The 21,945-nt window shown below is 63.0% G+C and carries 23 protein-coding genes, 2 tRNA genes and 2 pseudogenes; 12 read left to right on the top strand and 15 right to left on the bottom strand.

Features of this window, described 5'->3' with window-relative positions; translation table 11 throughout:
- Positions 1-18: 18 nt before the first annotated feature.
- The 4 genes from fetB to GY791_03435 are packed head-to-tail and all read right to left on the bottom strand — an operon-like array spanning position 19 to position 2,878.
- Positions 19-828, bottom strand: a complete 810-nt coding sequence (fetB, locus tag GY791_03450) for an iron export ABC transporter permease subunit FetB (protein ID MCP4327474.1) — start codon at positions 826-828, stop codon at positions 19-21.
- A complete protein-coding gene (locus tag GY791_03445; protein MCP4327473.1) occupies positions 825-1,421 on the bottom strand; it encodes an ATP-binding cassette domain-containing protein in 597 nt (198 codons plus the stop codon). The genes fetB and GY791_03445 overlap by 4 nt, the downstream gene beginning before the upstream one ends.
- A gap of 10 nt (positions 1,422-1,431) precedes the next feature.
- A complete protein-coding gene (locus GY791_03440) occupies positions 1,432-2,127 on the bottom strand; it encodes an NnrU family protein (protein ID MCP4327472.1) in 696 nt (231 codons plus the stop codon).
- Positions 2,128-2,182: 55 nt separating this feature from the next.
- Positions 2,183-2,878: a DUF2461 domain-containing protein gene (locus tag GY791_03435; GenBank protein MCP4327471.1), complete on the bottom strand. Its 696-nt coding sequence runs from the start codon at positions 2,876-2,878 to the stop codon at positions 2,183-2,185.
- A 184-nt stretch (positions 2,879-3,062) separates the two neighbouring features.
- Between GY791_03435 and GY791_03430 the strand changes: the two genes are divergently transcribed.
- Positions 3,063-3,542: a MarR family transcriptional regulator gene (locus GY791_03430; protein MCP4327470.1), complete on the top strand. Its 480-nt coding sequence runs from the start codon at positions 3,063-3,065 to the stop codon at positions 3,540-3,542.
- 23 nt (positions 3,543-3,565) lie between these two features.
- Positions 3,566-4,156 (top strand): DUF2269 domain-containing protein, encoded by a 591-nt coding sequence (locus GY791_03425; GenBank protein MCP4327469.1) that lies wholly within the window; start codon positions 3,566-3,568, stop codon positions 4,154-4,156.
- Positions 4,157-4,172: 16 nt separating this feature from the next.
- On the opposite strand, the gene folD is transcribed toward GY791_03425, so the two are convergent.
- The 3 genes from folD to GY791_03410 all read right to left on the bottom strand — a co-directional run bounded on the left by folD (position 4,173) and on the right by GY791_03410 (position 5,870).
- Positions 4,173-5,075: a bifunctional methylenetetrahydrofolate dehydrogenase/methenyltetrahydrofolate cyclohydrolase FolD gene (gene folD, locus GY791_03420; GenBank protein MCP4327468.1), complete on the bottom strand. Its 903-nt coding sequence runs from the start codon at positions 5,073-5,075 to the stop codon at positions 4,173-4,175.
- Between the two features lie 161 nt (positions 5,076-5,236).
- The gene (locus GY791_03415; GenBank protein ID MCP4327467.1) at positions 5,237-5,578 is read right to left on the bottom strand and encodes a DUF167 domain-containing protein; all 342 of its coding nucleotides are present in this window, start codon (positions 5,576-5,578) and stop codon (positions 5,237-5,239) included.
- A 4-nt stretch (positions 5,579-5,582) separates the two neighbouring features.
- A complete protein-coding gene (locus tag GY791_03410) occupies positions 5,583-5,870 on the bottom strand; it encodes a YggT family protein (GenBank protein ID MCP4327466.1) in 288 nt (95 codons plus the stop codon).
- 137 nt (positions 5,871-6,007) lie between these two features.
- Between GY791_03410 and GY791_03405 the strand changes: the two genes are divergently transcribed.
- The 5 genes from GY791_03405 to GY791_03385 all read left to right on the top strand — a co-directional run bounded on the left by GY791_03405 (position 6,008) and on the right by GY791_03385 (position 9,584).
- A tRNA-Ala gene (locus GY791_03405) sits at positions 6,008-6,083 on the top strand.
- 37 nt (positions 6,084-6,120) lie between these two features.
- Positions 6,121-6,609: a hypothetical protein gene (locus tag GY791_03400; protein MCP4327465.1), complete on the top strand. Its 489-nt coding sequence runs from the start codon at positions 6,121-6,123 to the stop codon at positions 6,607-6,609.
- Positions 6,610-6,717: 108 nt separating this feature from the next.
- Positions 6,718-7,014 (top strand): transposase, encoded by a 297-nt coding sequence (locus tag GY791_03395; protein ID MCP4327464.1) that lies wholly within the window; start codon positions 6,718-6,720, stop codon positions 7,012-7,014.
- A 613-nt stretch (positions 7,015-7,627) separates the two neighbouring features.
- A complete protein-coding gene (locus tag GY791_03390) occupies positions 7,628-7,861 on the top strand; it encodes a hypothetical protein (protein ID MCP4327463.1) in 234 nt (77 codons plus the stop codon).
- A 229-nt stretch (positions 7,862-8,090) separates the two neighbouring features.
- Positions 8,091-9,584: a hypothetical protein gene (locus GY791_03385; GenBank protein MCP4327462.1), complete on the top strand. Its 1,494-nt coding sequence runs from the start codon at positions 8,091-8,093 to the stop codon at positions 9,582-9,584.
- 253 nt (positions 9,585-9,837) lie between these two features.
- On the opposite strand, the pseudogene GY791_03380 reads toward GY791_03385, so the two are convergent.
- A pseudogene (locus GY791_03380) lies at positions 9,838-10,371 on the bottom strand (transposase).
- Positions 10,372-10,428: 57 nt separating this feature from the next.
- Positions 10,429-10,869, bottom strand: a pseudogene (locus tag GY791_03375) (hypothetical protein).
- Between the two features lie 110 nt (positions 10,870-10,979).
- Between GY791_03375 and GY791_03370 the strand changes: the two are divergent.
- From GY791_03370 to GY791_03360, 3 genes are read left to right on the top strand one after another with little or no spacing between them, the layout of a single operon-like run.
- Positions 10,980-11,246, top strand: coding sequence for a LysR family transcriptional regulator (locus GY791_03370; protein ID MCP4327461.1), 267 nt, complete (start codon positions 10,980-10,982; stop codon positions 11,244-11,246).
- Positions 11,243-12,574 carry an MmgE/PrpD family protein gene (locus GY791_03365; GenBank protein ID MCP4327460.1) on the top strand — a complete coding sequence of 444 codons (1,332 nt, stop codon included), beginning with the start codon at positions 11,243-11,245 and terminating at the stop codon, positions 12,572-12,574. The genes GY791_03370 and GY791_03365 overlap by 4 nt, the downstream gene beginning before the upstream one ends.
- 17 nt (positions 12,575-12,591) lie before the next feature.
- Positions 12,592-12,945, top strand: coding sequence for a cupin (locus GY791_03360; protein ID MCP4327459.1), 354 nt, complete (start codon positions 12,592-12,594; stop codon positions 12,943-12,945).
- Between the two features lie 281 nt (positions 12,946-13,226).
- Here the strand turns inward: GY791_03360 and GY791_03355 are convergent, their stop codons facing one another.
- The 3 genes from GY791_03355 to GY791_03345 all read right to left on the bottom strand — a co-directional run bounded on the left by GY791_03355 (position 13,227) and on the right by GY791_03345 (position 19,888).
- Positions 13,227-16,685, bottom strand: coding sequence for a pyruvate carboxylase (locus GY791_03355; protein MCP4327458.1), 3,459 nt, complete (start codon positions 16,683-16,685; stop codon positions 13,227-13,229).
- A 560-nt stretch (positions 16,686-17,245) separates the two neighbouring features.
- Complete coding sequence (locus GY791_03350; protein MCP4327457.1) at positions 17,246-18,274, bottom strand: D-2-hydroxyacid dehydrogenase; 1,029 nt, start codon at positions 18,272-18,274, stop codon at positions 17,246-17,248.
- Positions 18,275-18,514: 240 nt separating this feature from the next.
- Positions 18,515-19,888 (bottom strand): aromatic ring-hydroxylating dioxygenase subunit alpha, encoded by a 1,374-nt coding sequence (locus GY791_03345; protein MCP4327456.1) that lies wholly within the window; start codon positions 19,886-19,888, stop codon positions 18,515-18,517.
- 138 nt (positions 19,889-20,026) lie between these two features.
- Here GY791_03345 and gcvA point away from each other — a divergent pair, with 138 nt between their 5' ends.
- Both gcvA and GY791_03335 read left to right on the top strand, forming a co-directional pair.
- A complete protein-coding gene (gene gcvA / locus GY791_03340; protein ID MCP4327455.1) occupies positions 20,027-20,938 on the top strand; it encodes a transcriptional regulator GcvA in 912 nt (303 codons plus the stop codon).
- An 88-nt stretch (positions 20,939-21,026) separates the two neighbouring features.
- Positions 21,027-21,102, top strand: a tRNA-Ala gene (locus GY791_03335).
- 38 nt (positions 21,103-21,140) lie between these two features.
- Here GY791_03335 and GY791_03330 read toward each other — a convergent pair.
- The 3 genes from GY791_03330 to GY791_03320 form a co-directional block, all read right to left on the bottom strand.
- Positions 21,141-21,362, bottom strand: coding sequence for a hypothetical protein (locus tag GY791_03330; GenBank protein ID MCP4327454.1), 222 nt, complete (start codon positions 21,360-21,362; stop codon positions 21,141-21,143).
- 106 nt (positions 21,363-21,468) lie between these two features.
- Positions 21,469-21,828 (bottom strand): amino acid synthesis family protein, encoded by a 360-nt coding sequence (locus GY791_03325; protein ID MCP4327453.1) that lies wholly within the window; start codon positions 21,826-21,828, stop codon positions 21,469-21,471.
- The coding region (locus GY791_03320) for an IS630 family transposase (protein MCP4327452.1) at positions 21,825-21,945 on the bottom strand (121 nt) is incomplete at its 5' end. The genes GY791_03325 and GY791_03320, both read right to left, overlap by 4 nt.

The following is a 21,945-nucleotide window of genomic DNA, read 5'->3' as shown; positions in this document are numbered from 1 at the left end:
CTGCTGCCGTCGCCGTCGTTATCCAGCGGAATCCGCCGCGCGCAGGCGGTCGAGACGCAGGCGGTGGCGCTCGTCGGTGAGCCGCCAGGCGCCGAGATAGACCGCGCCGGTGGTGCCGATGCCGACGACCCCGGCGATCAGAAACATGATCAGCAACTGATACTTGACCGCGTCGAGCGGCGCCACCCCGGCCAGCACCTGTCCCGTCATCATGCCGGGGATGGCGACGACGCCGGTCGCCGCCATCGAATTGAGGATCGGGATCATGCCGCTGCGCAGCGCCTCGCGGGTGACGTGGTGGAGCGCGGTCCAGCGGTCGGCGCCGAGACACAGCCGGGCCTCGATCGCCGCCTGCTCGCGCGCCGCCATGGTGAACAGCGCGTTGAGGCCGAGCGCGATGCCGGTCATCGCATTGCCCAAGATCATGCCGAGCAGCGGCAGGGCGTAACGCGGATCGTACCACGGCTCGGGCCGGACCATGGTGGTCAGGGCAAGAACCGTGATCAGGCCGGCGGCGGCCAGCATCGTCGTCGTGCCGATACCGTAGGTCCACAGGCCGGACAGCGACCGTCGCTGGCGCGCGGTGACCTCGTAACCGGCGAAGCCGACCATGATCGCGGCGGCGAGCAGGGTCCAGGCCGGCGACACCTGGGTGAAGAGGAAATTGAGCACCAGCCCGAGCAGTACCAACTGCACCACCATCCGGGCGCCGGCGATGGCGATCTGCCAGGCGAGGCCGAGCCGGAGCCAGATCGACAGGCCGGCATTGACGATCAGCAGCAGGGCGGCGAGGGCGACATCGATCGTGCCGAGTTCGATATAGCTCATGGCTCGGCCTCGTAGAGCCGCCCCGCGTCCATGGTCAGCGTGCGCCCGGCGAGCCGGCCGGCCTGGGCGCGGTCGTGGGTGGTGAAGACGATGGCGATGCCGTCGGCGAGCCGGTCGCGGAGGACGGCCTCGGCGGCGGCGACGCTGTCGGGATCGAGCGCCGAGGTCGGTTCGTCGAGGAGCAGGACGGCCGGCCCGCCGGCGAGCAGCCGGGCCAGCGCCAGGCGCTGCTTCTCGCCGGTCGAGAGCCGTGTCACCTGCCAGCCCATGGCCTCCGCCGGCAGGCCGAGGGCGGCCAGCCACGGCGCCGCCACCTCGCGGTCGGCGAAATGGCGGCCGACGTCGTCCGCCCACCAGCCGGCCTCGGCGGCGAGGTAGGCGACACGCCGCCGCCATTCCGGGCCGCTCCAGGTCTCGCGCCTTTGCCCGTCGAGCGAGACGCGGCCCCGGTTGGGGTCGAGATCGGCGATGGCGCGGAGCAGCAAGGATTTGCCGGCCCCCGAGCGGCCGACGATGGCGACCGCCTCGCCGGCCTCGACGGCGAGCGACGCCGGCTCGAGCCCGGGCCGGCAGAGGTCGCGAATTTCGAGCATCGCGGCGGGCTCAGACGGGCAGCGGCGTGACGCCGAACAGCCAGCTATGGAGGGCGAGGAAAACGGCATAGACGGCGAGCCCGGCGGCGATCTTCCACCAGCCGATTTCGCCGAGCGTCAGCGCCGTGCGGCCGCCGATCAGCGCCGCGAACGGAACCAACGAGGTGGCGGCGGCGAAGCGCTCCCAATCGGCGCCCAGCTTGAGCCGTTTCTTGCGGTCGATCATCGCCATGCCGATCACGGCGACGAGCAGCAGGGCGCCGAAGAAGATCAGCGAGGCGAGGTCGCCGTTGGCCAGGATGTGCGCCGCCGCCCACAGCACGATGGCCCACATCGCCGGGTGCCGGGTGATCTTGATGATGCCCTCGGGCGCGGCGCCGGATCTCAGCTTGCCGTCCTGCATCAGGGCGGTCGGGTTGAGGGTGAAATAGCCGGCGATCACGAGGATGAAGGCGAACGGCATCAGCACCACGGGCGCGAGGCCGAGGAGCGGGCCGGATGGCCAGAGTTCGACATAGGGCGCGGCGGCGAAGGCCAGGATCATCCAGGCCAGCAACACGATCGACAGCAGGCTGTAGAGGACCAGGAAGGCCGGCTCGCCGATCCGCCCCACGGCGCTATCGCGGGCCGGCGGGCTGGCCAGGACGAGGTGGCTGATTGCGAACGCCAGGGCGGCGATCAGCAGGGCAAGGATGGACCCGGTCATGGCGCCATTGTGGGCCAAGGGGGCGCGCGGCGTCCATCGCCGCTTGCGGCTGCACCTAGAACGGCACGGCGATCGTCATGCAGAGGAACTTCATCAGCGGTGTGGCGGCGCGGAAGGTGGCGCCGACCTCGTCGACGAAATTAGCCTCGAGCGCGTCACCCGGCGCGACCCGGCGCATGGCGAAGAAGCTCTTGCGTTTGATGTCGTCGATATGGGGGTCCTCGGGGTCGAACCCCCGCGGCGGGCGGCTCAAGCTGACGCCATGGACGTCACCGAAGGTCGCCTTGAACGCCTTGCCGCCGACCGCCCGCTTCCAGCCGCCCCCGTCACGGGCGATGGCATCGCGGATGCGCCGCAGTTCGGGCGCCGGCGGCAGCCACACACCGCCGCCGAAGAGGACCTCCTTGGGCGCCAGATGGACGTAGAAGCCGGGCGCATGGGCGTCCTTGCCGGCAGCGTGGCGGAATTGGCACGCGGCGTGCTCCTTGTAAGGCCGTTTGTCCTTGGCGAAACGGGTATCGCGGTAGATGCGGAACATGGACCCGCCATGGGGACGGGGATCGGCCACATAGTGGGGCGAGATCTTCTTGAGCCGCGGCGCGATAGCGGTGATGAAGTCGGTCAGCGGCGTGACCACCGCCGTCTGGTATTCGGTCTTGTGGGCCTGAAACCAGGTGCGGTCGTTGTGGCGCGCCAATTGGCGCAGGAATTCGAACAGTTCCGGTGGGAAGCCGGGAAACGCGACAGCCATGGCGCGTGATCTCCAGTGTCATTTGGGACTGGACTTCGATTTGTAGTTTGTAATTCGCAAGTTACAAATCGGAAAACGCCGAACGGCTGTTTCGGACCGTCCGCGCGGCGTGAAGGCCGCGCTTTCGGGAAACAACAAACTACTAATTGACAGTATAATGTCAATATGACAGCTTGCATACATTATGGGAACGCAGAGCCATAACCAATCGCTCGCCGGCGCCGCCGCGACGGCGTTGTTTCTGGAAACCTTTCGCCTCAACGGCCTGCTCGTCGCCGCCGGTGACCGGCTGACCGCCGATATCGGGCTGACCAGTGCGCGGTGGCAAGTCATCGGCGCCATCGCTCTCGCCGGGCGCCCGCTGACGGTCTCCCAGATCGCCCGCAATATGGGCCGTGCCCGGCAATCGGTTCAGCGGGTTGCCAACGAATTGCAGGCGGCCGGGCTGGTCGCTTTCGCCATCAATCCCGACCACCGCCGGGCCAAGCTGGTCCGCCTCACCGACCGCGGGGCGGCGGCCTATCGCGCCGCCATGGCGCGTCAGGTGCCGTGGGTCAACGGCCTCGCCCAAGGTCTCGAGCCGGAAGCGATCAACGCCGCGCTTCGGATCGCGCGTGCGCTCCGCGAGCGACTCGAGGCGGCCGACCGCGAGCTGAATTCATAATTCGCTAAACAAGAGGTCCGACCATGAGCTACGAGATCCTGCGGTTCCTCCATCTCATCGGCATGGCCTTGATCGCCGGCGGGCTGATCGGCGTCTTCGTCTCCGATCTCCGCTCCCGTCAACTCGACGAACTGGCGCCCTTCGCCGAGGCGGTCCGCATGATCGCGGTGTTCTACGACGGGGTCGTCGTGCCGGGCGCGTTGCTCATCCTGTTCTCGGGGACCTGGCTGATCGTCGAATATTACGGCGGATGGGACTTCCTGGAAGTGCCCTGGTTGATTGGCATGGTCGTGCTCTTCGCCTTCGAGTTCATTGAGGGCAACACGATCACCCGGCTCTATTTCATGCGCCTGCGGCGGCTGACCCGAGAGGCGGTAGAGAAAGGCGGCGTGACGCCCGAACTGCTGGCGGCGCGGGAAGGCGAACGGCTGCCGACTTTCACCCATTTTCTCGACATCCCGCTGCTGATGGTCATCGTCTCGCTGGGTGTGCTGCGCCCCGACGACTGGGCCCAAGCGACCATTGGTATCGCGATTGCTCTCGCCGTGGCGGCGGCGCTGACCGTCCTATTGCCGCGTCTCTATCCATGGACCCCGAAGGTCGACGGCGGCTGATAAGGCCGCCGCCGTCTCAAGCGATGTCGAGCTCCGCCGGCGGCGCGATACCGCGTTGGCGGCAGGCGCCGGTGACCGTGTTGACCAACAGGCAGGCGATGGTCATCGGGCCGACCCCGCCGGGCACCGGCGTGATCGCGCCGGCGACCTCGATCGCCTCGTCGAAGGCGACGTCGCCGACCAGGCGGGTCTTGCCTTCTGTTTCGCTCTCGATCCGGTTGATGCCGACGTCGATGACCGTCGCGCCGGGCTCGATCCAGTCGCCCCGAACCATCCGCGGCCGGCCGACCGCGGCGACCAGGATGTCGGCGCGGCGACACACCGCCGGCAGATCGCGGGTGCGCGAATGGGCGATGGTCACCGTGCAGTTGCGTTGCAGGAGCAGTTGCGCCATCGGCTTGCCGACGATGTTGGAGCGGCCGACGATGACCGCCTCGAGACCGGTCAGATCGCCGAGTGTATCTTCGAGCAACATGCGGCAGCCGAGCGGCGTGCACGGGACCATCCCCGCGCCGCCGGTCGACAGGCGGCCGACATTGACGACGTGAAATCCATCGACGTCCTTGTCGGGATCGATGGTGTCGAGGATCTTGGCCGAATCGATCTGGTCGGGCAGCGGCAGCTGGACCAGGATTCCATTGACCGCCGGGTCATTGTTGAGACGGTCGACCAGCTCGAGCAGGTCGGCTTCGGCGGTGTCGGCGGGCAGGCGGTGTTCGAACGATTCCATGCCAGCCTCGGCGGTCTGCTTGCCCTTGTTGCGGACATAGACCTGGCTTGCCGGATCCTCGCCGACCAGCGCGACGGCGAGGCCGGGCGTCAGCCCATGGGCCGACTTGAGCGCGGCCACCGCCTCGGCGACCCGGGCCCGGACCGTGGCGGCGAACGCCTTGCCATCGATAATCGTTGCCTGCGCCATGCTGCCCCCTCGTTGTCGGTGTCGGATGGATTTCCGGCCGCCGCCGGCGTTGCGAAACGGCGACCGTTCTAGAGCACTCTGTGCTCATGTCGAATCAATTCTGTTGCGGGTTGGGCGACGCGGGGGCCGCCCAAGCGCGACTCTGTCGGGCCGGGACCCGTTCATTCGTTGCGGCGGCGCTCGGCGAACCAGCCGGTCAGCAAAGCGAGGCCCGTTTTCGGGTCGCCGGCGAGATGCAGAACCTTGCGGCGATCATGGTGGCCGGCGACGATTTCGAGGTCGCGCCTGGCGACCCGCCATTCGCGCGCCAACAGGCGGATCAGCGCCGCGTTGGCCTGGCCTTTTTCGGCAACGGCGGTGACCGAGACCCTGAGCGCCGATGCACCGGCGCCATCGACGGCGATCCCTTGAACCCGGTTGTGGGCCGCTTTCGGCGTCAGGCGGACGGCAATGCGGACGCCGCCATCGACGGCATGGAAAGGACCGGCGGCGTCACCGGCCACCGCCTCATCCCATCGCCGGGCCGTATTCCCACAACAGGCTGCGCGCCAGCCACAGCAGCAGCAGCAGGACCACCGGCGAGATGTCGATGCCGCCGAGATAGGGGACGACGCGGCGGATCGGCGCCAGCGCCGGCTCGGTGGCACGGCTCAGGAAGTCGCCGGCGCTGTTGACGAATTGATTTTGGCGGTTGACGACATTGAACTGAACCAGCCAGGTGAGGATGACATAGGCGATCACCACCCAGGTGTAGAGCTGCAGGATCAGGTCGATCAGGCCCACCACGGACATCATGTTCCCCTCCGCCGGCAATCGTCAGCCGCCTGCAACCTAACGGCAGTGATGGGCCCGCGCAAGCGCTTGACATGGCCCCGCGTCGGCCCACATTATCCGCGCCGTTCGCCGCTCTCTGGCGCGGCCGGACGCAGGGCGGGGCCGTAGCTCAGTTGGGAGAGCGTCGCGTTCGCAATGCGAAGGTCAGGGGTTCGATTCCCCTCGGCTCCACCATCCCGTCTTTCGATTTCATCAGGTTCGAATTGAGTCCATGACGGACCCGCGAAGCGCCCGTGTTCACGCTACTGCTTTGATTTTGGCCGAGGATCGCCCAGTCGATCCGAATCGTGCACCCGAAGACACCGATGCGCTGGCATCGAGAGGGGTTCAAGACCTATTGGCGATGGAAGTCGAGATCACACAAAGGACGGCCAAAGGCGACTGTCGAGCTCCGGCGCTGATCCGGCGAATGTGCTCGGACAATCCGTTGTGGGGCGCGCCGCGCATCCACGGGGAACTCCTGAAGCTCGGCTTCGAGATCAGTCAGTCGACTGTGTCCAAATACATGCCTTGCCGTCCTACGGATCCCGATCAGAGTAGGAAATCATTCCTCCGTAATCACATGGATTGTACTGCTTCAATCGACTTCCTTGTTGTCCCAACGTTGACCTTCAAGATCCTCTTCGTGCTCGTCGTCCTCAGCCATGAACGGCGGCGCATTGTGCATTTCGGCATCACCACCAACCCATCGGCGGAATAGACCGCCCAACAAATCACTGAGGCCTTTCCGTGGGACACGGCGCCGCGGTTTCTCATTCGGGACCGCCATCGGACCTATGGTCGAGTATTCCGCAATCGCCTGACGATGATGGCGATCAATGATGCACCGACCGCGCCCAGATCACCGTGGCAGAATGGCTACGTCGAATGTCTCATCGGCTCTGTCCGACGGGAATGTCTGGATCACATCATCGCCGTGAACGATCGACAGCTCAGGCGCGTTCTCAAATCCTATCTCGCCTACCACAACCAAACCCGCACGCACCTTGCCTTGGACAAGGATGCGCCCGAACCGAGATCGCCGGCGAGCAACAACGACGGTCCAATCGTTGCCCTTCCCGAGGTCGGTGGGCTCCATCATCGCTACGAACGCTTGGCCGCATAGCTGACGAAATCGGCTGACGTGTAGCACGAGACGACCGGGGCTCGAGCCCAACCTTCTGCCATCGTCTGGGTGCTCAACCAGTGTCCGCCGCTTGACCGGCTTCCCTCGGAAAAATCATCAAGTCCTCCTCCCCTCGAAAGCTGTCAACATAGCTCGAGTTATTCCTCCGGATATCGTTACAGCATCTAGAATCCAAATTTTCAGAAACGACAGGTGTCCCCGCAATTATGCGAACTCGGGCATGCCCGACCTGCTCTTCCTGCACGATTCGAGCCTCGACGACCCGACCGCCTTCAAGCCGCAGATGGTCGTCTACACCGACCAGGCCGCGCCCTGGGACCTGATCGACCCGAACCCGCTGGCCTTCGAGGCGATGGCGCCGCGCGAAGCGATGGCGCCGGGATAGTCGGCGACGGTGTTTGTGGTGCGGCTGGCGAAGATCCAGGACAACCTCGAGGCCGAGGACACAGTGCATGCGATCCCCTCGCAAGGGATCGGATTCTCCAGGACGACAGTGGTTTGCTGTGGTAGCCTATGGATGATCGGGGGCTTGGGTCGTCAGGGGCGATGCGAAGATCCGGCGTGAGGGCCGGCCTAGGCGGAGCGGCGTCAGGTGACCGATCGAAAGCTTGCGAAAATCCTTGACGAACACCGGGACGCGCTGATGGCGATCGACGGTGTGATCGGCATCGGCCTCGGGTTGTTCGCGGACGAACCCGTGATCCAGATCTTCGTTTCCCCCTCAAGTGACCGGGAGGTGATTCGACAAGGAGTTGATACGCTCGTCGCCGGTGCGCCGGTGGAGCTGATAAGCATGACGACGCCTAGCGCGCAAGGCACCGCCTGAACCGGGCGGTGACGTTGCGCGCTAGAGCGGATCGAGTTTGATCAAACCCGCTGTGCGGGTCTGAACGAAATCGTGAATCCGCTCTAATATCAAATAGATAGAGCAGATTCGCCGTACTGATTGATCGCCGAAGGCGATGCCAATCAACCCGGATCTGCTCCAGGCGGGCGTTCATAGACGGGGTCGCCGATTTCTCGGGTGACCGGAAATCAAGCAGAGGAGAGGACCCATGGCCAACGTCGACAAGGTTGTGCGCGCGCTCTGCGCACAGGAACAATTCTCGGATCAACTGCTTAGCCTGCCGAACGTTTTCGGTGTCGCCTCCGGCCTGCGCCGGAAAGGTGGCCAATGGACCAAGGAAATCGCGGTCCAGATCTTCGTCACCCGCAAGATCCCGAAGGACCGGCTGGCCAGCCGCGCGCTCGTGCCACGCCGGCTCGAGGCCCGCGAGGTCGGCGCGGTCGCCACCGACGTCATCGAGATGGAGATCCCCGATGCCGGGGTTGATCCCGCGCGATACCGCCCGGTTCCGGGCGGCTGCAGCATCGGCCCGGAAGCGAGCGTCTCGGCCGGCACGCTCGGCGGCTGGGCCTGCGACAACACCGACGACAGCATCGTGCTGCTGACCAACAACCACGTGATCTCCAACCTCGACACGATGCCGGCAGCGCGCCGGGTGGTCCAGCCGGGCCGGCTCGACGGCGGAGTCCTGCCCGGCGACGTCATCGGTGAGTTGAAGCGGGACATCACGCTGACCACGGTGGCGAACGTGGCGGGCGCTCCCCTGCCGGCCGTCACCCAGGTCGACGCCGCCGTCGGCACCATCGAGGTCGAGCGAACCGACGACGTCATCGCCATTGGACCGGCGATCTACGAAGTTCTGGCGCCGGCGGTCGGCCTGAACGTGCAGAAACGCGGCCGGACGACGGACCTGACGACGAACGGGAGTATCACCTCGGTCGGCGGTACCTTCAACGTCACCTATCGCAGCCAGACGCGCCTCGGGCGGATCGCCAACAGCTTCATCGTCACCTCGACCGACGGCAACGTCTTCAGCGACTCCGGGGATTCGGGCTCGTTGATCTTCGACCAGGCGGTCGGCGAGCTCGAGGATACCCGCCCGGTGGTCGGCCTGCTGTTCGCCGGCGGCACGATTAACGGCACCCCGGTGACGCTCGGCAACGACATTAACGCCGTGTTCGGCAACCTCAATATTACCACCGTGTGCACCTGCGTGCTGCGCTCGATCATCGCAACGGCCTTCTCCGGCGAGGCGCGCCTGGCGGGCGCGGCCGCGGACAGCCGCCTGCTGCGCCACAAGGAACGGCAGGTGCGCAAGATGCGCTACGAGATCATGGAGAAATCCCCCGCCGGGCAGATCATCCAGCACCTCCTCCGGACCCGGGCGGCCGCGCTCGGCCAGCTCATGACGGAGGACGACGAGGCGTTCGGGATCGCGGTCGAGCTGCTCGATCCCTGGGTCAAGCTGCACACCAACTACGAGGTGCTGGAGGCGAAGATCGACGGCGAGACGATCGAGCGCTTCGCGAAGCTGGCGGCTCGCGCCGCCGAGCGCCAGAAGGGCCTGAAGCCGTTGATGGCGACCATGGTCGTCGCGGTCAAGGCCTTCGAGGGCGAGACGGTGAGAAGCGTGCTGAGGAGCGACGCACTCGGACGCAAGATCAAGCCGCGCAGGAAGACGAAACGGCCGAGGAAGAGGTAGGCGGGCAATCGACCGGGTCGAGATCCTTGTCCCTTCCAATTAATTCGTCTGGATAGGTTTGGCGGGCAGGCCGCCGCTGGGTTGGAACTCGTTGCTCACTGGGTGGTCAATTTGGGGGCCGGATCACTGGAGTGGGAGAGGTTTCGTCTATTGGCCAGGCGCGATGACCGGCGACGGTGACAGGGATCGGTCCGGTCGTCGTCGAAGGCTCGACGGGGCGCATTCTGATCGACAATAGGAACCGGGCGGTGGGTCAGCCAGCCAGCCGCTCGTAGCGATTATGAAGCCCGCCGACTTGTGGAATGGCGATGATCTTGCCCTTGCTCGGCGGCTGAGCGGGGCGAGGCTCCGGACATTCCTTACCTAGCGACAGGTGAGTTCGGGATCGATGGTAATACACCACGTAGGACGTCAACACCTTCCGGAGCTGTTCTTCATTCATAATGATCGTGTGATCCAGGCATTCACGCCGGATCGATCCGATCACTCGTTCTGCATAGGCATTCTACCAGGGCGATCTTGGCGCGGTGACGACTTCGTTGATTCCGAGGGCCTGAAGCCGCGATCGAAACATGGTTCCATAAGACGCATCGCGATCTCGGATCAGATAGTCAGGCTGACGGTCCCAGGGAAAGGCTTCTCGGATTTGTTACGATGTCCATTCCGACGTGGGGTGAGCGGTTACACCGAAATGCACGATGCGCCGGCGCTCGTGGTGCAGGACGATGAACACGAACAAGAGCCCAAACGTGGCCGTCGGAACGACAAAGAAATCGACAGATGCCAGGCAACCCACATGGTTCCGAAGAAACGTCCGCCAGGTCTGCGATGGCGGCTTCGGGTGCCGGACCATGTATTTGGAGACAGTGGACTGACTGATTTCGATACCGAGCTTGAGGAGTTCGCCGTGGACGCGTGGCGCGCCCCACAGTGGGTTCTCACGCGACATCCATCTGATCAGCGCCCTTACCTCCGAAGGCACAAGTGGACGCCCTCGTCGCCGTCGACGTGATTTCCAAGCCCAGAAGGCACGAAATCCCCTTCGATGCCAGGCGACCACCATCTCCGGCTTGACGATGACCACAGCATCGAGACAGCGAGGCCAGAGGCGATACATTAAGAGCCACAGAATCCGGTCCAGTTGCGTGAGTCGAAGGCGAGCAGAGCGGGTGCGTTGAAGAATATCCAGCTGATGACGCAGGATGATGACCACAAGCTGTAGCGCGGCGCGGCTTCGGAAGTTGCTCAGAGCAAAATCGACGAGATAAAGCAGGATCTTTCGCATCGCCCGACGCTACGAGACGTAACCGCGAAAGGCCAGGGATTACGCGGCGGATGGAATTAATAGAAGGGACAACCAGATATAGTATTGCGCTATAGTCGATGAGGCGCACGATGATCGACATCAAACAGCTAGAATATTTCATGAACGTCGCGGAACTCGGCGGTTTCTTATGCGCCGCGGCCTATCTGTCGGTCCCACGGGCGGCTCTTGGCCGTCAAGTCCAGAACCTCGAATACGAGCTGAATACGCACCTCCTTTACCGCACCGGCCGGGGCGTCATGGTCACCGAATCAGGGCACCAGTTGGTCAGCAGCTGCAAATGGCTGGGCGCGAACCGGCAGCGCGAGCGCGCTCCGGCCAGGGCGCTCTCCGCATGAGCCTGACCCGCGATCTCGCCGCCATTCTCGCCCGTCCGGTCGACAACGCGACTCGCAGCCGGGCGGCGCTACACGTCCTGGATTGGGTCGGGAACGCTGCCCTTGGCGCCAGCAGCGAAGTCGGCCGAAAGATTTGCGCCTTTGGAAGAACCGGTGCCGCGGGCCCCTGTTACACGCTTGGCGCCGCTACACGCCAGCCGGAGATGGCCGCCTTCGTCAACGGCGCCCTTGGCAACATCTTCGAGATGGACGACATCCATCGTATCTCGATCGTGCATCCCGGCGACGTGGTCGTGCCGGCGGCAATGGCCTTCGCCGGGTACAACGCGGTCACAGGCCCCACTTTCCTCGACGCCGTCGTTCGCGGGTACGAAGCGGCGATCCGCATCGGCGCGGCGGCGGGCACGGGCCACTACGCACTTTGGTATAATACGGCGACCTGCGGTGTATTCGGCGCCGCCGCGGCGGTCTCCGATCTTCGCGGGCTGGGGACCGACGTAACAATCGACGCCCTCGGCCACGCCGGCGAACAGACGGCGGGGCTTTGGCAATGCCGGATCGAGTCCACCGACAGCAAGCAGGTGCTGGCCGGCCGCGCTGCGCAATCGGGCGTGATTGCCGCTGAGCTCGCGGCTTGCGGCCTGCGCGGACCGGCGGAGATTCTCGAAGGCTCGCACGGCTTCTTCACAGCGACCGCGCCGGGGGCGCAGGCGGCCGAAGTCACCGCAGATGCCGACGGGCCGTGGCGCATCCACGACGTCAGTTTCAAGCCTTGGCCCGCCTGCCGCCATGTCCATCCGGCGATCGAAGTGGCGCTGAAGATGCGGGACGAGATCGCTCCCAGCGTGATTGCCAAGATCGAGGTTGCCACCTACGCACAGGCCATTGACTTCTGCGACCGGACCCACCCAATGACGCCACACGAGGGGCGGTTTAGCCTGCAATTCTGCACAGCCCTCGCCCTATTAAGGGGCGCTCCCAGCCTGGGTGATTTCGCTCCGGCGGCGATCGCGGACAGAGAAGTTCTAGCCTTGGCCGCCAAAGTTGGACTGGTCGAAGACCCGGCGATGACCGGCGCCTTCCCCGTCCGCTATCCAGCCCGTCTCACGCTCCACCTGGATTCCGGCGAAACCAGAACGCGCGAAGTCGCCACCGCGCTTGGCGACCCAGAAAACCCGATGAACAAAGAGTCCCTCGTCGAGAAGGCACGAACCTTGATCAATGCGGCCGGCCACGATACCGTCGACGAGGTAATCGCGGCCAGCGGCGATTTGCCGTCAGGCGGTTCGGCAAGGGCCATTTTGGCCCTTTTGTGCGATCCCCGGTGACGAAGGAATTCCACCCGATGACGATGCCGAAGCCTGCTGTCGACTTTCACGGGCTCGATCTGCAACTCGGCTGGGAACCAGCGCCCGGTGCCGCTCCAGGAGTCGAACAAAAGCTGTTGTCGGGGGTCCTCGACGAAAAAGCCGGCGTGGGAGTTCGCACACGGCTTGTCCGGTTCCGGCCCGGGGCGACCGTCCCCGACCAGTTTGTCCACGAATATTGGGAAGAGGTCTATCTCATCGACGGTGCCATCGAGGTCGGCGGTACCCTCTACGAGCCCCCCTCCTATGCCTGCCGACCGCCGGGCACGCCACACGGCCCCTTTCATTCGAAGGACGGCTGCCTGTTCCTTGAATTCCAGTATTTCGTATGAGGCCTGGTCTCCGACAGGTGTAGGGCGCAAGTGTCCTCACTTGTCGCCGGAGTGATCGGGAAGTTCCTTCGCCGCCAGCGTCCCAAATGTAGGCGGAAAGACGGGATGGTGAGGCCGAGGAGAGTCGAACCCCTTACCTTCGTATTGCGAACGCGCCGTTTCGGGTCATCACGTTTGATCGAGTAAACCACGAGCTTTGACAGAATTCCTTCCTCGGAATCCCGAGGTATTAGGATTCCTGCGATGAATGGAATAAATGGAAGGCACAGAACGTAAAGGCCCTAACCCACGGGTTCCATGGTCAGAATCAGGTCGTGACTATCCACCCGATGACCGGGCCCGATGACGATCTCTGTCACCATACCGGCCGTCTCGGCATAGACCGCGGTTTCCATCTTCATGGCTTCGATGGTGAAAAGGCGCTGGCCGTTTTCCACCGTTTCCCCGGCCGCCACCGAGAGGCTGACGATCATGCCGGGCATGGGTGCGCCGACCTGTCCCGGGTCGGTTTCATCCGCTTTACGACGGATACGGCCGCTCGCGGCCAGGGCCCTGTCGGCTACCTTCACCGTGCGAGGCTGGCCATTGAGTTCGAAAAAGATCGTGCGGTTGCCGTCCTCGTCCGCGTCGCTGGTCGCCAAATAGCTGATGATCAGCGCCTTGCCAGGCTCTATGTCGACCGAAATCTCTTGCGCCGGCGTAAGGCCGTAGAAGAAAGCTGGGGTGGGCAGCACGCCGACCGGGCCGTTGGCGCGCCGGTGCTTGGCATAGTCCACGAACACCTCGGGATACATCAAGTAAGATGCCAGTTCGCTATCTGTGATATGGCGCCGCACCTTGTGCTCGGCCTCCTGGCGCTCGGCTTCTAAGTCGAGCGGCGGCAAGACGGCCCCGGGGCGTTCGGTCAGCGGTTTGGTGCCCTTTAGGATCTTCTGCTGCATCGCTTTCGGGAATCCACCTGGCGCCTGGCCCATATCGCCGCGGAACAACTGGATCACCGATTCCGGGAAGGCGACCTCGCGCGCCGGGTCAGCAACCTGCTCCGGCGTCAAGTCGTTGCTGACCATGAAGAGCGCCATGTCGCCTACCACCTTGGAGGTCGGCGTCACCTTGATGATGTCGCCGAACAGCTTGTTGACTGCCGCATAGGCGCGCTCGACGTCGGTCCAGTGCTGCTGCAGGCCCATGGCGCGGGCCTGTTCCCGCAGGTTGGTGTACTGGCCGCCGGGCATGCCGTGGTCAAAGACGCCGGCGGTGCCGGCCCTTAGGTCGCTTTCAAAGGCTAGATATTGTCGGCGCACGCCTTCCCAATAGTGATCGATCTCGCGCAGCGCCGTCTTGTCGAGCCCGGGGTCACGGGCTTGGCCGCGCAGGGCTTCAACGATGGAGCCCAGGTTCGGTTGCGAGGTCAGGCCGCTGAAGGAATCCATGGCGCCGTCAACGGCATCGACCCCGGCCTCCACCGCCGCCAAGACGCTGGCCGCCGCGATGCCGCTGGTATCATGGGTGTGGAAGTGGATCGGCAGGCCGATTTCCTGCTTCAAGGTCTCGACCAAAAGCCGCGCCGCCGCAGGTTTGCAGAGCCCGCCCATGTCCTTGATCGCGAGGATGTGGGCGCCGAGCGCCTCCAGCTCCTTGGCCAAGGTGACGTAGTACTTCAGATCGTACTTGCCGGGGGAGGCGGCGGTGATGTCGCCGGTGTAGCAGATCGCCGCCTCGCAGAGCTTGCCACGTTCCAGCACGGCATCGAGCGAGACCCTCATGTTTTCGACCCAGTTCAGCGAGTCGAAGACGCGGAACAGGTCGATGCCGGCCTCGGCCGCCTGGGCGACAAAATATTGCACCGCGTTGTCGGGGTAATTCTTGTAGCCGACGCCATTGGCGCCGCGCAGTAACATCTGCTGCAGGATGTTGGGCATGGCCTCGCTGAGCGCCGCGAGCCGCTCCCAGGGATCTTCCTTCAGGAAGCGCATGGCGACATCGAACGTGGCGCCGCCCCAGGATTCCATCGACAAGAGCTGTGGCAGCAGGCGCGCATAGTATGGCGCAATCCTGATCATGTCGTGGCTGCGCATGCGGGTTGCCAGCAGCGACTGATGGGCATCGCGCATAGTGGTATCGGTGATCAGCACCTGCGGCTGCTCTTTCATCCAGCGGGCAAAACCCTCCGGTCCCAACTCGGCCAGGCGTTGACGGCTGCCCGACGGTGGGTCGTCGGCCGGCAGCTTGGGGATCACCGGCGCCGGCGTGATGCCGGGAAGCACGCGGCCCTCGACTTCCGGATTGCCATTGACCAGCACGTCGCCGATGAAGGAAAGCAGGCGCGTCGCCCGGTCGCGGCGCGGCGCGAACTCGAAGAGCTCCGGCGTCTCGTCGATGAAGCGGGTGGTATAATCGCCGCTGCGAAACTGCGGATGGCCGACCAGGGCCTCGAGGAAGCGGAGGTTGGTCGCGACACCGCGAATGCGGAACTCCTTCAACGCCCGGCCCATGCGGGCAATGGCTTCGTCGCCACTCGGCGCCCAGGCGGTGACTTTCTCCAGCAGCGAGTCGTAAAACGGCGTGATCAATGCCCCGGAATAGGCTGTGCCGCCGTCGAGGCGCAGGCCAAAACCGGTGGCCCCGCGATAGGCGGTGATGCGGCCATAGTCGGGGATGAATTTGTTCTGCGGGTCCTCGGTGGTGATGCGGCACTGCAGCGCGTGACCGTTGAGGCGCAACTCGTCTTGGGCCGGGATACCGGTCGCCGGATCGCCGATCTCGGCGCCAGCGGCAATCAAAATCTGCGCCTTCACCAGATCGGTGCCGGTGACCATCTCGGACACCGTGTGCTCGACCTGGATGCGCGGATTGACCTCGATGAAAAAGATCTTGCCGCTGTCGACGTCGGACAGGAACTCGACCGTGCCGGCGCTATAATAACCGACACTCTCGGCCAAGCGTACCGCAGCGCTGCAGAGCTCTCTGCGGGCTTGTTCATCGAGGTAAGGTGCCGGTGCCCGCTCGACTACCTTCTGGTTGCGGCGCTGCATCGAGCAGTCGCGCTCGAAGAGGTGAATTATGTGGCCGCTCTGATCGCCGAGGATCTGCACCTCGACGTGCCGTGCCCGGCGCACCAACTTTTCCAGAAACACATCGTCGCTGCCGAAGGCGGCCTTGGCCTCGCGGCGCCCGGCCTCGACCTGGGCCGCCAGTTCGTCCGCGTTTTCGACCACCCGCATGCCGCGACCGCCGCCGCCCCAGCTCGCCTTGAGCATGACGGGGAAGCCGACCTCTTCGGCGATCTTGGCTGTTTCGTATTCGTCATGCGGCAGGATGCCGCTCGCCGGCATTACCGGAAGGCCGGCGGCGACGGCGATATTTCGTGCCTCGATTTTGCTGCCCAGACGCCGCATGACTTCGGGCCGCGGTCCGATGAAAGTGACACCCGCGGCTGCGCAGGCCTCGGCAAAGTCCGGGTTCTCCGATAGGAAGCCATAGCCGGGATGGACAGCATCCACCTTGGCCAGGCGTGCCACGCGCAGCATCTCGTCAATTTCGAGGTAGGCCTGCACCGGCTCCAGGCCTTCACCCAGCAGATAGCTCTCATCGGCCTTGAAACGATGCAGCGCAAAGCGGTCTTCGTGGGAATAGACGGCGACAGTGCGAATGCCGAGTTCGGTGGCCGCTCGCATTACACGGATCGCGATCTCACTACGGTTGGCGACGAGGATCTTCTTGAAGGTCTTTACAGCCGGCATCAATCTTTCCTCGTGTTACCGGGTTCTCATCATAAGAGCGTCTAAATCTGCAACCAGCCTTCAAACCGAGCTGAATTTAGTCGCTGAGATCAGGAAGCGGCGCGCTGACGGTTCGTGTGCTTCCCTGATGAGGGCGCCGGCGCCTCGACAAAGTCGTCATGAATATCCCTTCACTTCACCCTATGCCAAGTCAAGGCATCCTATTGTGACAGATCCGCGGCTCAATCCTGATTTTCATCGTGGCAGATGTCTCTGACCACCCGCTTGGCCGGTTCCTTTGTGTCTCCACCGAGGTCAAAGGAGACGCCGACCGGCAACGTCCCGCGGCAAGAAGCGCTTCGCGGGTCGGTCGTGGACCCAATTCGAACCTGATGAAATCGGAAGACGGGAGAACCGGAAAAGGCAATGTCAGAGCAGATTTTTTCGAGGTGGGGAAGGCCAGTCCGCAGATTCGTCTGATGGGCAATGCCAAATTCGGGAACTAGGAACGCCACGTGGGCGCAGATTTTCACCAATCAATCGAATTCGGCTTCGTTGCATGTCTTACCTGACACGATTCATCAATAACCAAGCTCAGGTCGAACGAGGTTTTGCAGCGGCTCGCCGCTGACATAGCGTCGAAGGTTGTTGAAGAGGATATCGAGGGTAATAGGGACGTAGTTGTCGCCATCATCGGCGGAAACGTGCGGCGTGACCATAAGGTTCGGCACCGACCACAGAGGTGAAGTCTCTGGCAGCGGTTCGGGGTCAAATACATCGACGATGGCGCCCGAAAGGTGCCCCGAGCGCAGCAGATCGGATAGCGCCTCGTAGTCCAAGGCGGAGGACCGGCCTACGTTGATGATGCCGGCACCAGGTTTCATGCTTTCCAGGCGTCGCCGATCAAACAGACCTATCGTTTCCTGCGTGGATGGCAAGGAAAGGAAAACGTAGTCCGCCCGCGGCAATACTTCATCCAATCGATCGGTCGTAACCATCTCATCCACATCGTCGTGGGGCGCGCCACTTCTGTTTACGCCGAGCACGTTTATCCCCAGTCGTTTGAGCTGTGTCGCCGCGCCCCCACCGAGGCTACCGACCCCGACAATGAGGGCGGTCTGGCCGGCGATCGGCGTCGAAAACAGTGATTTCCAGCGGCTCTGCCGCTGATTGGTGGCGATGGCGGGAATGTGATTGTGGAGCATGAGGACGCCCATGAGTGCAAACTCGCCGGCCTTGACCGCGTGTGCGCCCTTGTTGTTCACCACCTGCACACCGTCCGGAACCCAGTCCAATGGGCACAGATGTTCGACACCGGCACCAAGAATGTGGATCCACTTGAGCTTGGGAGCGACATTCGCGAGGTTTTCCGTGGGCAGGTCCCAACAAAAAAGGACCTCCGCATCCTTCATCGATTCCTCGAAATGATCGCAATCCCAATCGATGAAAACCTCGATACGGTGCTGAAGATCGGGATGGCGTGCTATCGCGTCGTTCCAGTGCTCCGGCGTCGTGCTGAACACGACCTCCCCCTCGGGCGTGGAGGGAAAGGTGCTGGGCGACGCACGATTGTTCTTTACATGAACCTTGATCTTTCGGCCTGATTTCATGGCTACCCTCGTTGAATGCCGCGAAGACGACTGAGCGCGATTTCTATGAGACGGCCCGGACATGCGCTTGGTGCAGTCCAAAGAGAGTTGTTTTGCACGGTTCGGGTGGACCCACCCGATAGATTCGCGCATGTGCATTGAAGGCATCCGCACCTTGAAGTGCGCGATTCCGGTGATCAACGACCCCGCCAAGTTGGCGCCGACCGCGGACCCACCCATTTTGCCCTGTCTTGCGTTCCGTCACGACGGATCCAAATAGGTAGAATCGTCGCGTTCCAATTGTTTGAGCCGCGCGACAACCCTCGAAACCCGGTCTTCTTCCGGCAAGTCTTCGACCTCGAATTGCGTATCCATGACCGCGCCACTGATGGCTCTGACGGTAGCGCCGTCATCGTCGCCGACCGGTATTCTGAGAACCGTGTCGCCACCAAATGTCGGGACGGGTCCAGAGGGGCGATTGTCCGTGACATGATCCGGTTCCTCGCCGGCATGAAGACTTCGTACGATTGTCCGCATGCGTTTGCGATAGCCCACGATGCCTCTGTCGCTGGCTACCAAGTGTTCCTTCTGGTGTTCGGTTATGCGGCCCATGCCTTCGGTCGCTTCCGCATCGGCCGGGAATTTTTGCTTTTCTTCGTAAGGGCGATCGAAGATTTCCCCTTGTTCGATAAGCTCGGGGCCTTCCGGTGTGTTGTATTTCGCCGGGTCGGCGCGATCGCCAAATATCGCCCACGCGAAGCACATGGTCTCCTCATCATCAAGTGGCACCACCCAACGGACGAATGAGGTTCGGCCGTAGTAGAGTTGTTCGGTTCCATCAGCCGCAAAGGCTGCGCCGGCTTGCGTGAAATTTGGGTAGACCAGTTCATTCGTGCGAATCCAAATGTTCTCGCCGACCCGCCTCGCCGCAGTGCCAAGGAATCCCGATTGGCGTTCGTAGAATTCCATCTGGCCGATCTCCCCAAATCCCACCGAGAACTGTGCGCGACTGATTCGCGAGTGAAGAAATGCGGTATGAATGGGATCCACGATCGCGTCCAAGACTTGCAACCAGTTGCAATGGAACGGCGCCTTATAGGGAACGCGTTCTTGTCCGGGCAGAACAAATGTATCGTAAATCGGGAACTGAGGCTTGAGGTCGGGCGGTCCCAGATAGGCGAAAATCAGCCCCTGATAGTCCAGGACGGGATAGGCCCCCAAGGTCACTGACCGGCAAATTCTCTCCTGGACCATTTCAGGCTGGCCCGGCACTTCGAGAGTGGTCCCGTCGATGTCGAACAGCCAGCCGTGGTAGCAACACCGGATACCCCGTTCCTCGGCTATGCCGAATTCGAGAGATGCGCGGCGGTGGGGGCAGCGACGATGGACCAGGCCGATTCGGCCACCACCATCGCGGAACAAGACCAGGTCCTCGCCCAAGACCCGAATGAGTTTTGGCCGCTCGCCCAACTCAGAGGTTATGGCGACGGGATGCCAATAGCGTCTTAAGTACTCGCCGCAGGGCGTATTCGGGCCGACTCGAGTGAGTTCAGAATCGCTCTGGCCGATCCATGTTTGGTGATAGCCGTCATAGGGGTAATGTCGCCTCTGTCGAACTCCGGCGGTCGTGCTCATCGATATATCTCCAAACCAGGTCAGCGACGCATCGACCTAAGCCAAGGACGCGATTGACAACAAACGACCATTTCTTACACTCGATGTAAGAAAAACTCACATCTGTTGGCTGGAGTCATGCGGCGCGGAATTCTGCCATTGAACGCCCTACGCGCATTTGAAGCGTCGGCCCGACAACAAAGCTTTAGCAAAGCGGCCGAAGAACTCTGCGTGACCCATAGCGCCATTAGCCAGCAGGTTAAACAAGTCGAAGAGCTTTTGGGGACAAAGCTGTTTCATCGAACCAATCGCGGCGTAAAGTTGACCGGGTCGGGAGAGACGCTGCTACCCATCCTAATCGAATCGTTCGATCGAATCGGGGAGACATTGGACGGCCTTATCAAGGGCGAAGAAAAAAGCACGATCAGCGTTACGACAACCCCCTCCTTCGCCACCAAATGGCTTTTACCCCGCCTCGGGCGTTGGCATAGGTCGCACGATGGCTTAGCGATTCACCTGCAGCCAACACTGCAATTCTTGGATTTGACGAAGGATGAGGCCGATGTCGGGATACGATGCGGTGTCCCACCCTGGAAGGGGCTCGTCGCGGACCTCTTGCTGCCAATTCATATGGGGCCGGTGTGCAGCCCTTCGATATTGGAAGGCGGGCGTGGACTCAGGACGCCGCGCGACGTGCTTGAGTTCACGCTAATTCACGCAGACATAACCGGGCACGAGTTAGGTGAAGAGTGGGAAACATGGCTGTCGGCTGTTGGACTCTCTGATATTGGCAAGCTCGACGGGCTGTCGTTTCATGATCCCAATTTGGCATTGCAGGCGGCCGTCGATGGTCTTGGGATGGCGATGGGCTATTTGGAATTGGCGGAGCACGATATCTCGACGAGCCGGCTTGTCTGTCCCTTTGACCAGATCGTTCAACACCGATTTTCCTATTATTTTGTCTGTTCGGAGGCGCGCGTGGATCAGCCAAAGGTCAGGGCATTCCGCGAGTGGATACGGACCGAAAGCAATGCCGATTGTGAGATTGTCAGACGCCATCTGTCCAATTGAGCCGCGTTCGCTGGAGCTTCCCTCCACCACCATCCCGTCGGTCGAAATTGTCGAGCCCGGTATCGAGTCGCGCGGGCGGACGCCGGGCGGGGCCGTGGCTCGGCTGGGAGAGCGTCGCGTTCGCAATGGGAAGGTCAGGGGTTCGATTCCCCTCGGCTCTACCATCTAGTTCTTTTCCCAATCCCCCAGCGTCGAGTCATGTTCACCGGACGTTATCTTTCTTTGCCCCGTCGCCGCTCCCTGCGGCGGCCTCGCTGCGCCGCCGCCGCGCCGTCGCCCGTTCGGCGATCAGGCCCTGGGGGCGCAGGATCATCAGCAGCACGATGACGATGCCATAGAACATCAGCCGGTCGCGCGGCTCGTCGGTGGTCGTCAGCCACGGCACGAAATAGACGATCGCGGCGCCGAGGCAGGTGCCCCACATGGTCCTCAGCCCGCCGAGCAGGACCGCCAGCAGGATGGTCAGCGAGAAATAGAAGCCGAAATCCCGCGATCAGACGACTACGCGATAAGGCCGGTATCGTCGTCGTTCAGCGCGCATCCGGCATCGTCACGGTCATCGTATCGAAGGCCGGGAACGACCAGATATCGTCCTTGTCGCCGAGCGGCACGTCGACGGTCGCGCCGATGGCGCCGAATTTGCAATTCGATGGTATCAGGGCCTTGCCGCCGCTCGTCGCCGCGCGCATCGGCTTGCCCAGCTTGGGGTGGATGCAGGCGGCGCCGTGCTCGATCTGTCCGTCCGTGCCGACGATCGCGGCCTTGCCGTAGGAGACCGGCGCGCCATCGAGCATCGCGGCAATCTTGTCTGACAACAGGTCGCCGGCGGCACGGCCGAGATCGAAGATTTCCGAGAGATCCTCCACGTAATACCAAATCCCGTTGATCATGACCTATGTGCCCATTGCCTGTGTCCGATCGACATGATTTTCCAGGGCTGATCGATGAGCTTGTTCCAGGCGTCACAGCAGTGGTCGACGATGTCGTCGTATGAGTTGAAGACGCGG

Source organism: Alphaproteobacteria bacterium, assembly GCA_024244705.1.
In the GTDB taxonomy this organism is placed as follows: Bacteria; Pseudomonadota; Alphaproteobacteria; order JAAEOK01; family JAAEOK01; genus JAAEOK01.
The sequence above is the reverse complement of the archived record's forward strand: the minus strand, read 5'-3'. Positions and strand labels throughout refer to the sequence as shown.

Bases quoted from the DNA above. Each gene is read 5' to 3' on its own strand.
- fetB (MCP4327474.1), bottom strand. From the start codon at position 828: ATGAGCTATATCGAACTCGGCACGATCGATGTCGCCCTCGCCGCCCTG.
- GY791_03445 (MCP4327473.1), bottom strand. From the start codon at position 1,421: ATGCTCGAAATTCGCGACCTCTGCCGGCCCGGGCTCGAGCCGGCGTCG.
- GY791_03440 (MCP4327472.1), bottom strand. From the start codon at position 2,127: ATGACCGGGTCCATCCTTGCCCTGCTGATCGCCGCCCTGGCGTTCGCA.
- GY791_03435 (MCP4327471.1), bottom strand. From the start codon at position 2,878: ATGGCTGTCGCGTTTCCCGGCTTCCCACCGGAACTGTTCGAATTCCTG.
- GY791_03430 (MCP4327470.1), top strand. From the start codon at position 3,063: ATGGGAACGCAGAGCCATAACCAATCGCTCGCCGGCGCCGCCGCGACG.
- GY791_03425 (MCP4327469.1), top strand. From the start codon at position 3,566: ATGAGCTACGAGATCCTGCGGTTCCTCCATCTCATCGGCATGGCCTTG.
- folD (MCP4327468.1), bottom strand. From the start codon at position 5,075: ATGGCGCAGGCAACGATTATCGATGGCAAGGCGTTCGCCGCCACGGTC.
- GY791_03410 (MCP4327466.1), bottom strand. From the start codon at position 5,870: ATGATGTCCGTGGTGGGCCTGATCGACCTGATCCTGCAGCTCTACACC.
- GY791_03400 (MCP4327465.1), top strand. From the start codon at position 6,121: ATGACGGACCCGCGAAGCGCCCGTGTTCACGCTACTGCTTTGATTTTG.
- GY791_03395 (MCP4327464.1), top strand. From the start codon at position 6,718: ATGGCGATCAATGATGCACCGACCGCGCCCAGATCACCGTGGCAGAAT.
- GY791_03385 (MCP4327462.1), top strand. From the start codon at position 8,091: ATGGCCAACGTCGACAAGGTTGTGCGCGCGCTCTGCGCACAGGAACAA.
- GY791_03370 (MCP4327461.1), top strand. From the start codon at position 10,980: ATGATCGACATCAAACAGCTAGAATATTTCATGAACGTCGCGGAACTC.
- GY791_03365 (MCP4327460.1), top strand. From the start codon at position 11,243: ATGAGCCTGACCCGCGATCTCGCCGCCATTCTCGCCCGTCCGGTCGAC.
- GY791_03360 (MCP4327459.1), top strand. From the start codon at position 12,592: ATGACGATGCCGAAGCCTGCTGTCGACTTTCACGGGCTCGATCTGCAA.
- GY791_03355 (MCP4327458.1), bottom strand. From the start codon at position 16,685: ATGCCGGCTGTAAAGACCTTCAAGAAGATCCTCGTCGCCAACCGTAGT.
- GY791_03350 (MCP4327457.1), bottom strand. From the start codon at position 18,274: ATGAAATCAGGCCGAAAGATCAAGGTTCATGTAAAGAACAATCGTGCG.
- GY791_03345 (MCP4327456.1), bottom strand. From the start codon at position 19,888: ATGAGCACGACCGCCGGAGTTCGACAGAGGCGACATTACCCCTATGAC.
- GY791_03330 (MCP4327454.1), bottom strand. From the start codon at position 21,362: ATGTGGGGCACCTGCCTCGGCGCCGCGATCGTCTATTTCGTGCCGTGG.
- GY791_03325 (MCP4327453.1), bottom strand. From the start codon at position 21,828: ATGATCAACGGGATTTGGTATTACGTGGAGGATCTCTCGGAAATCTTC.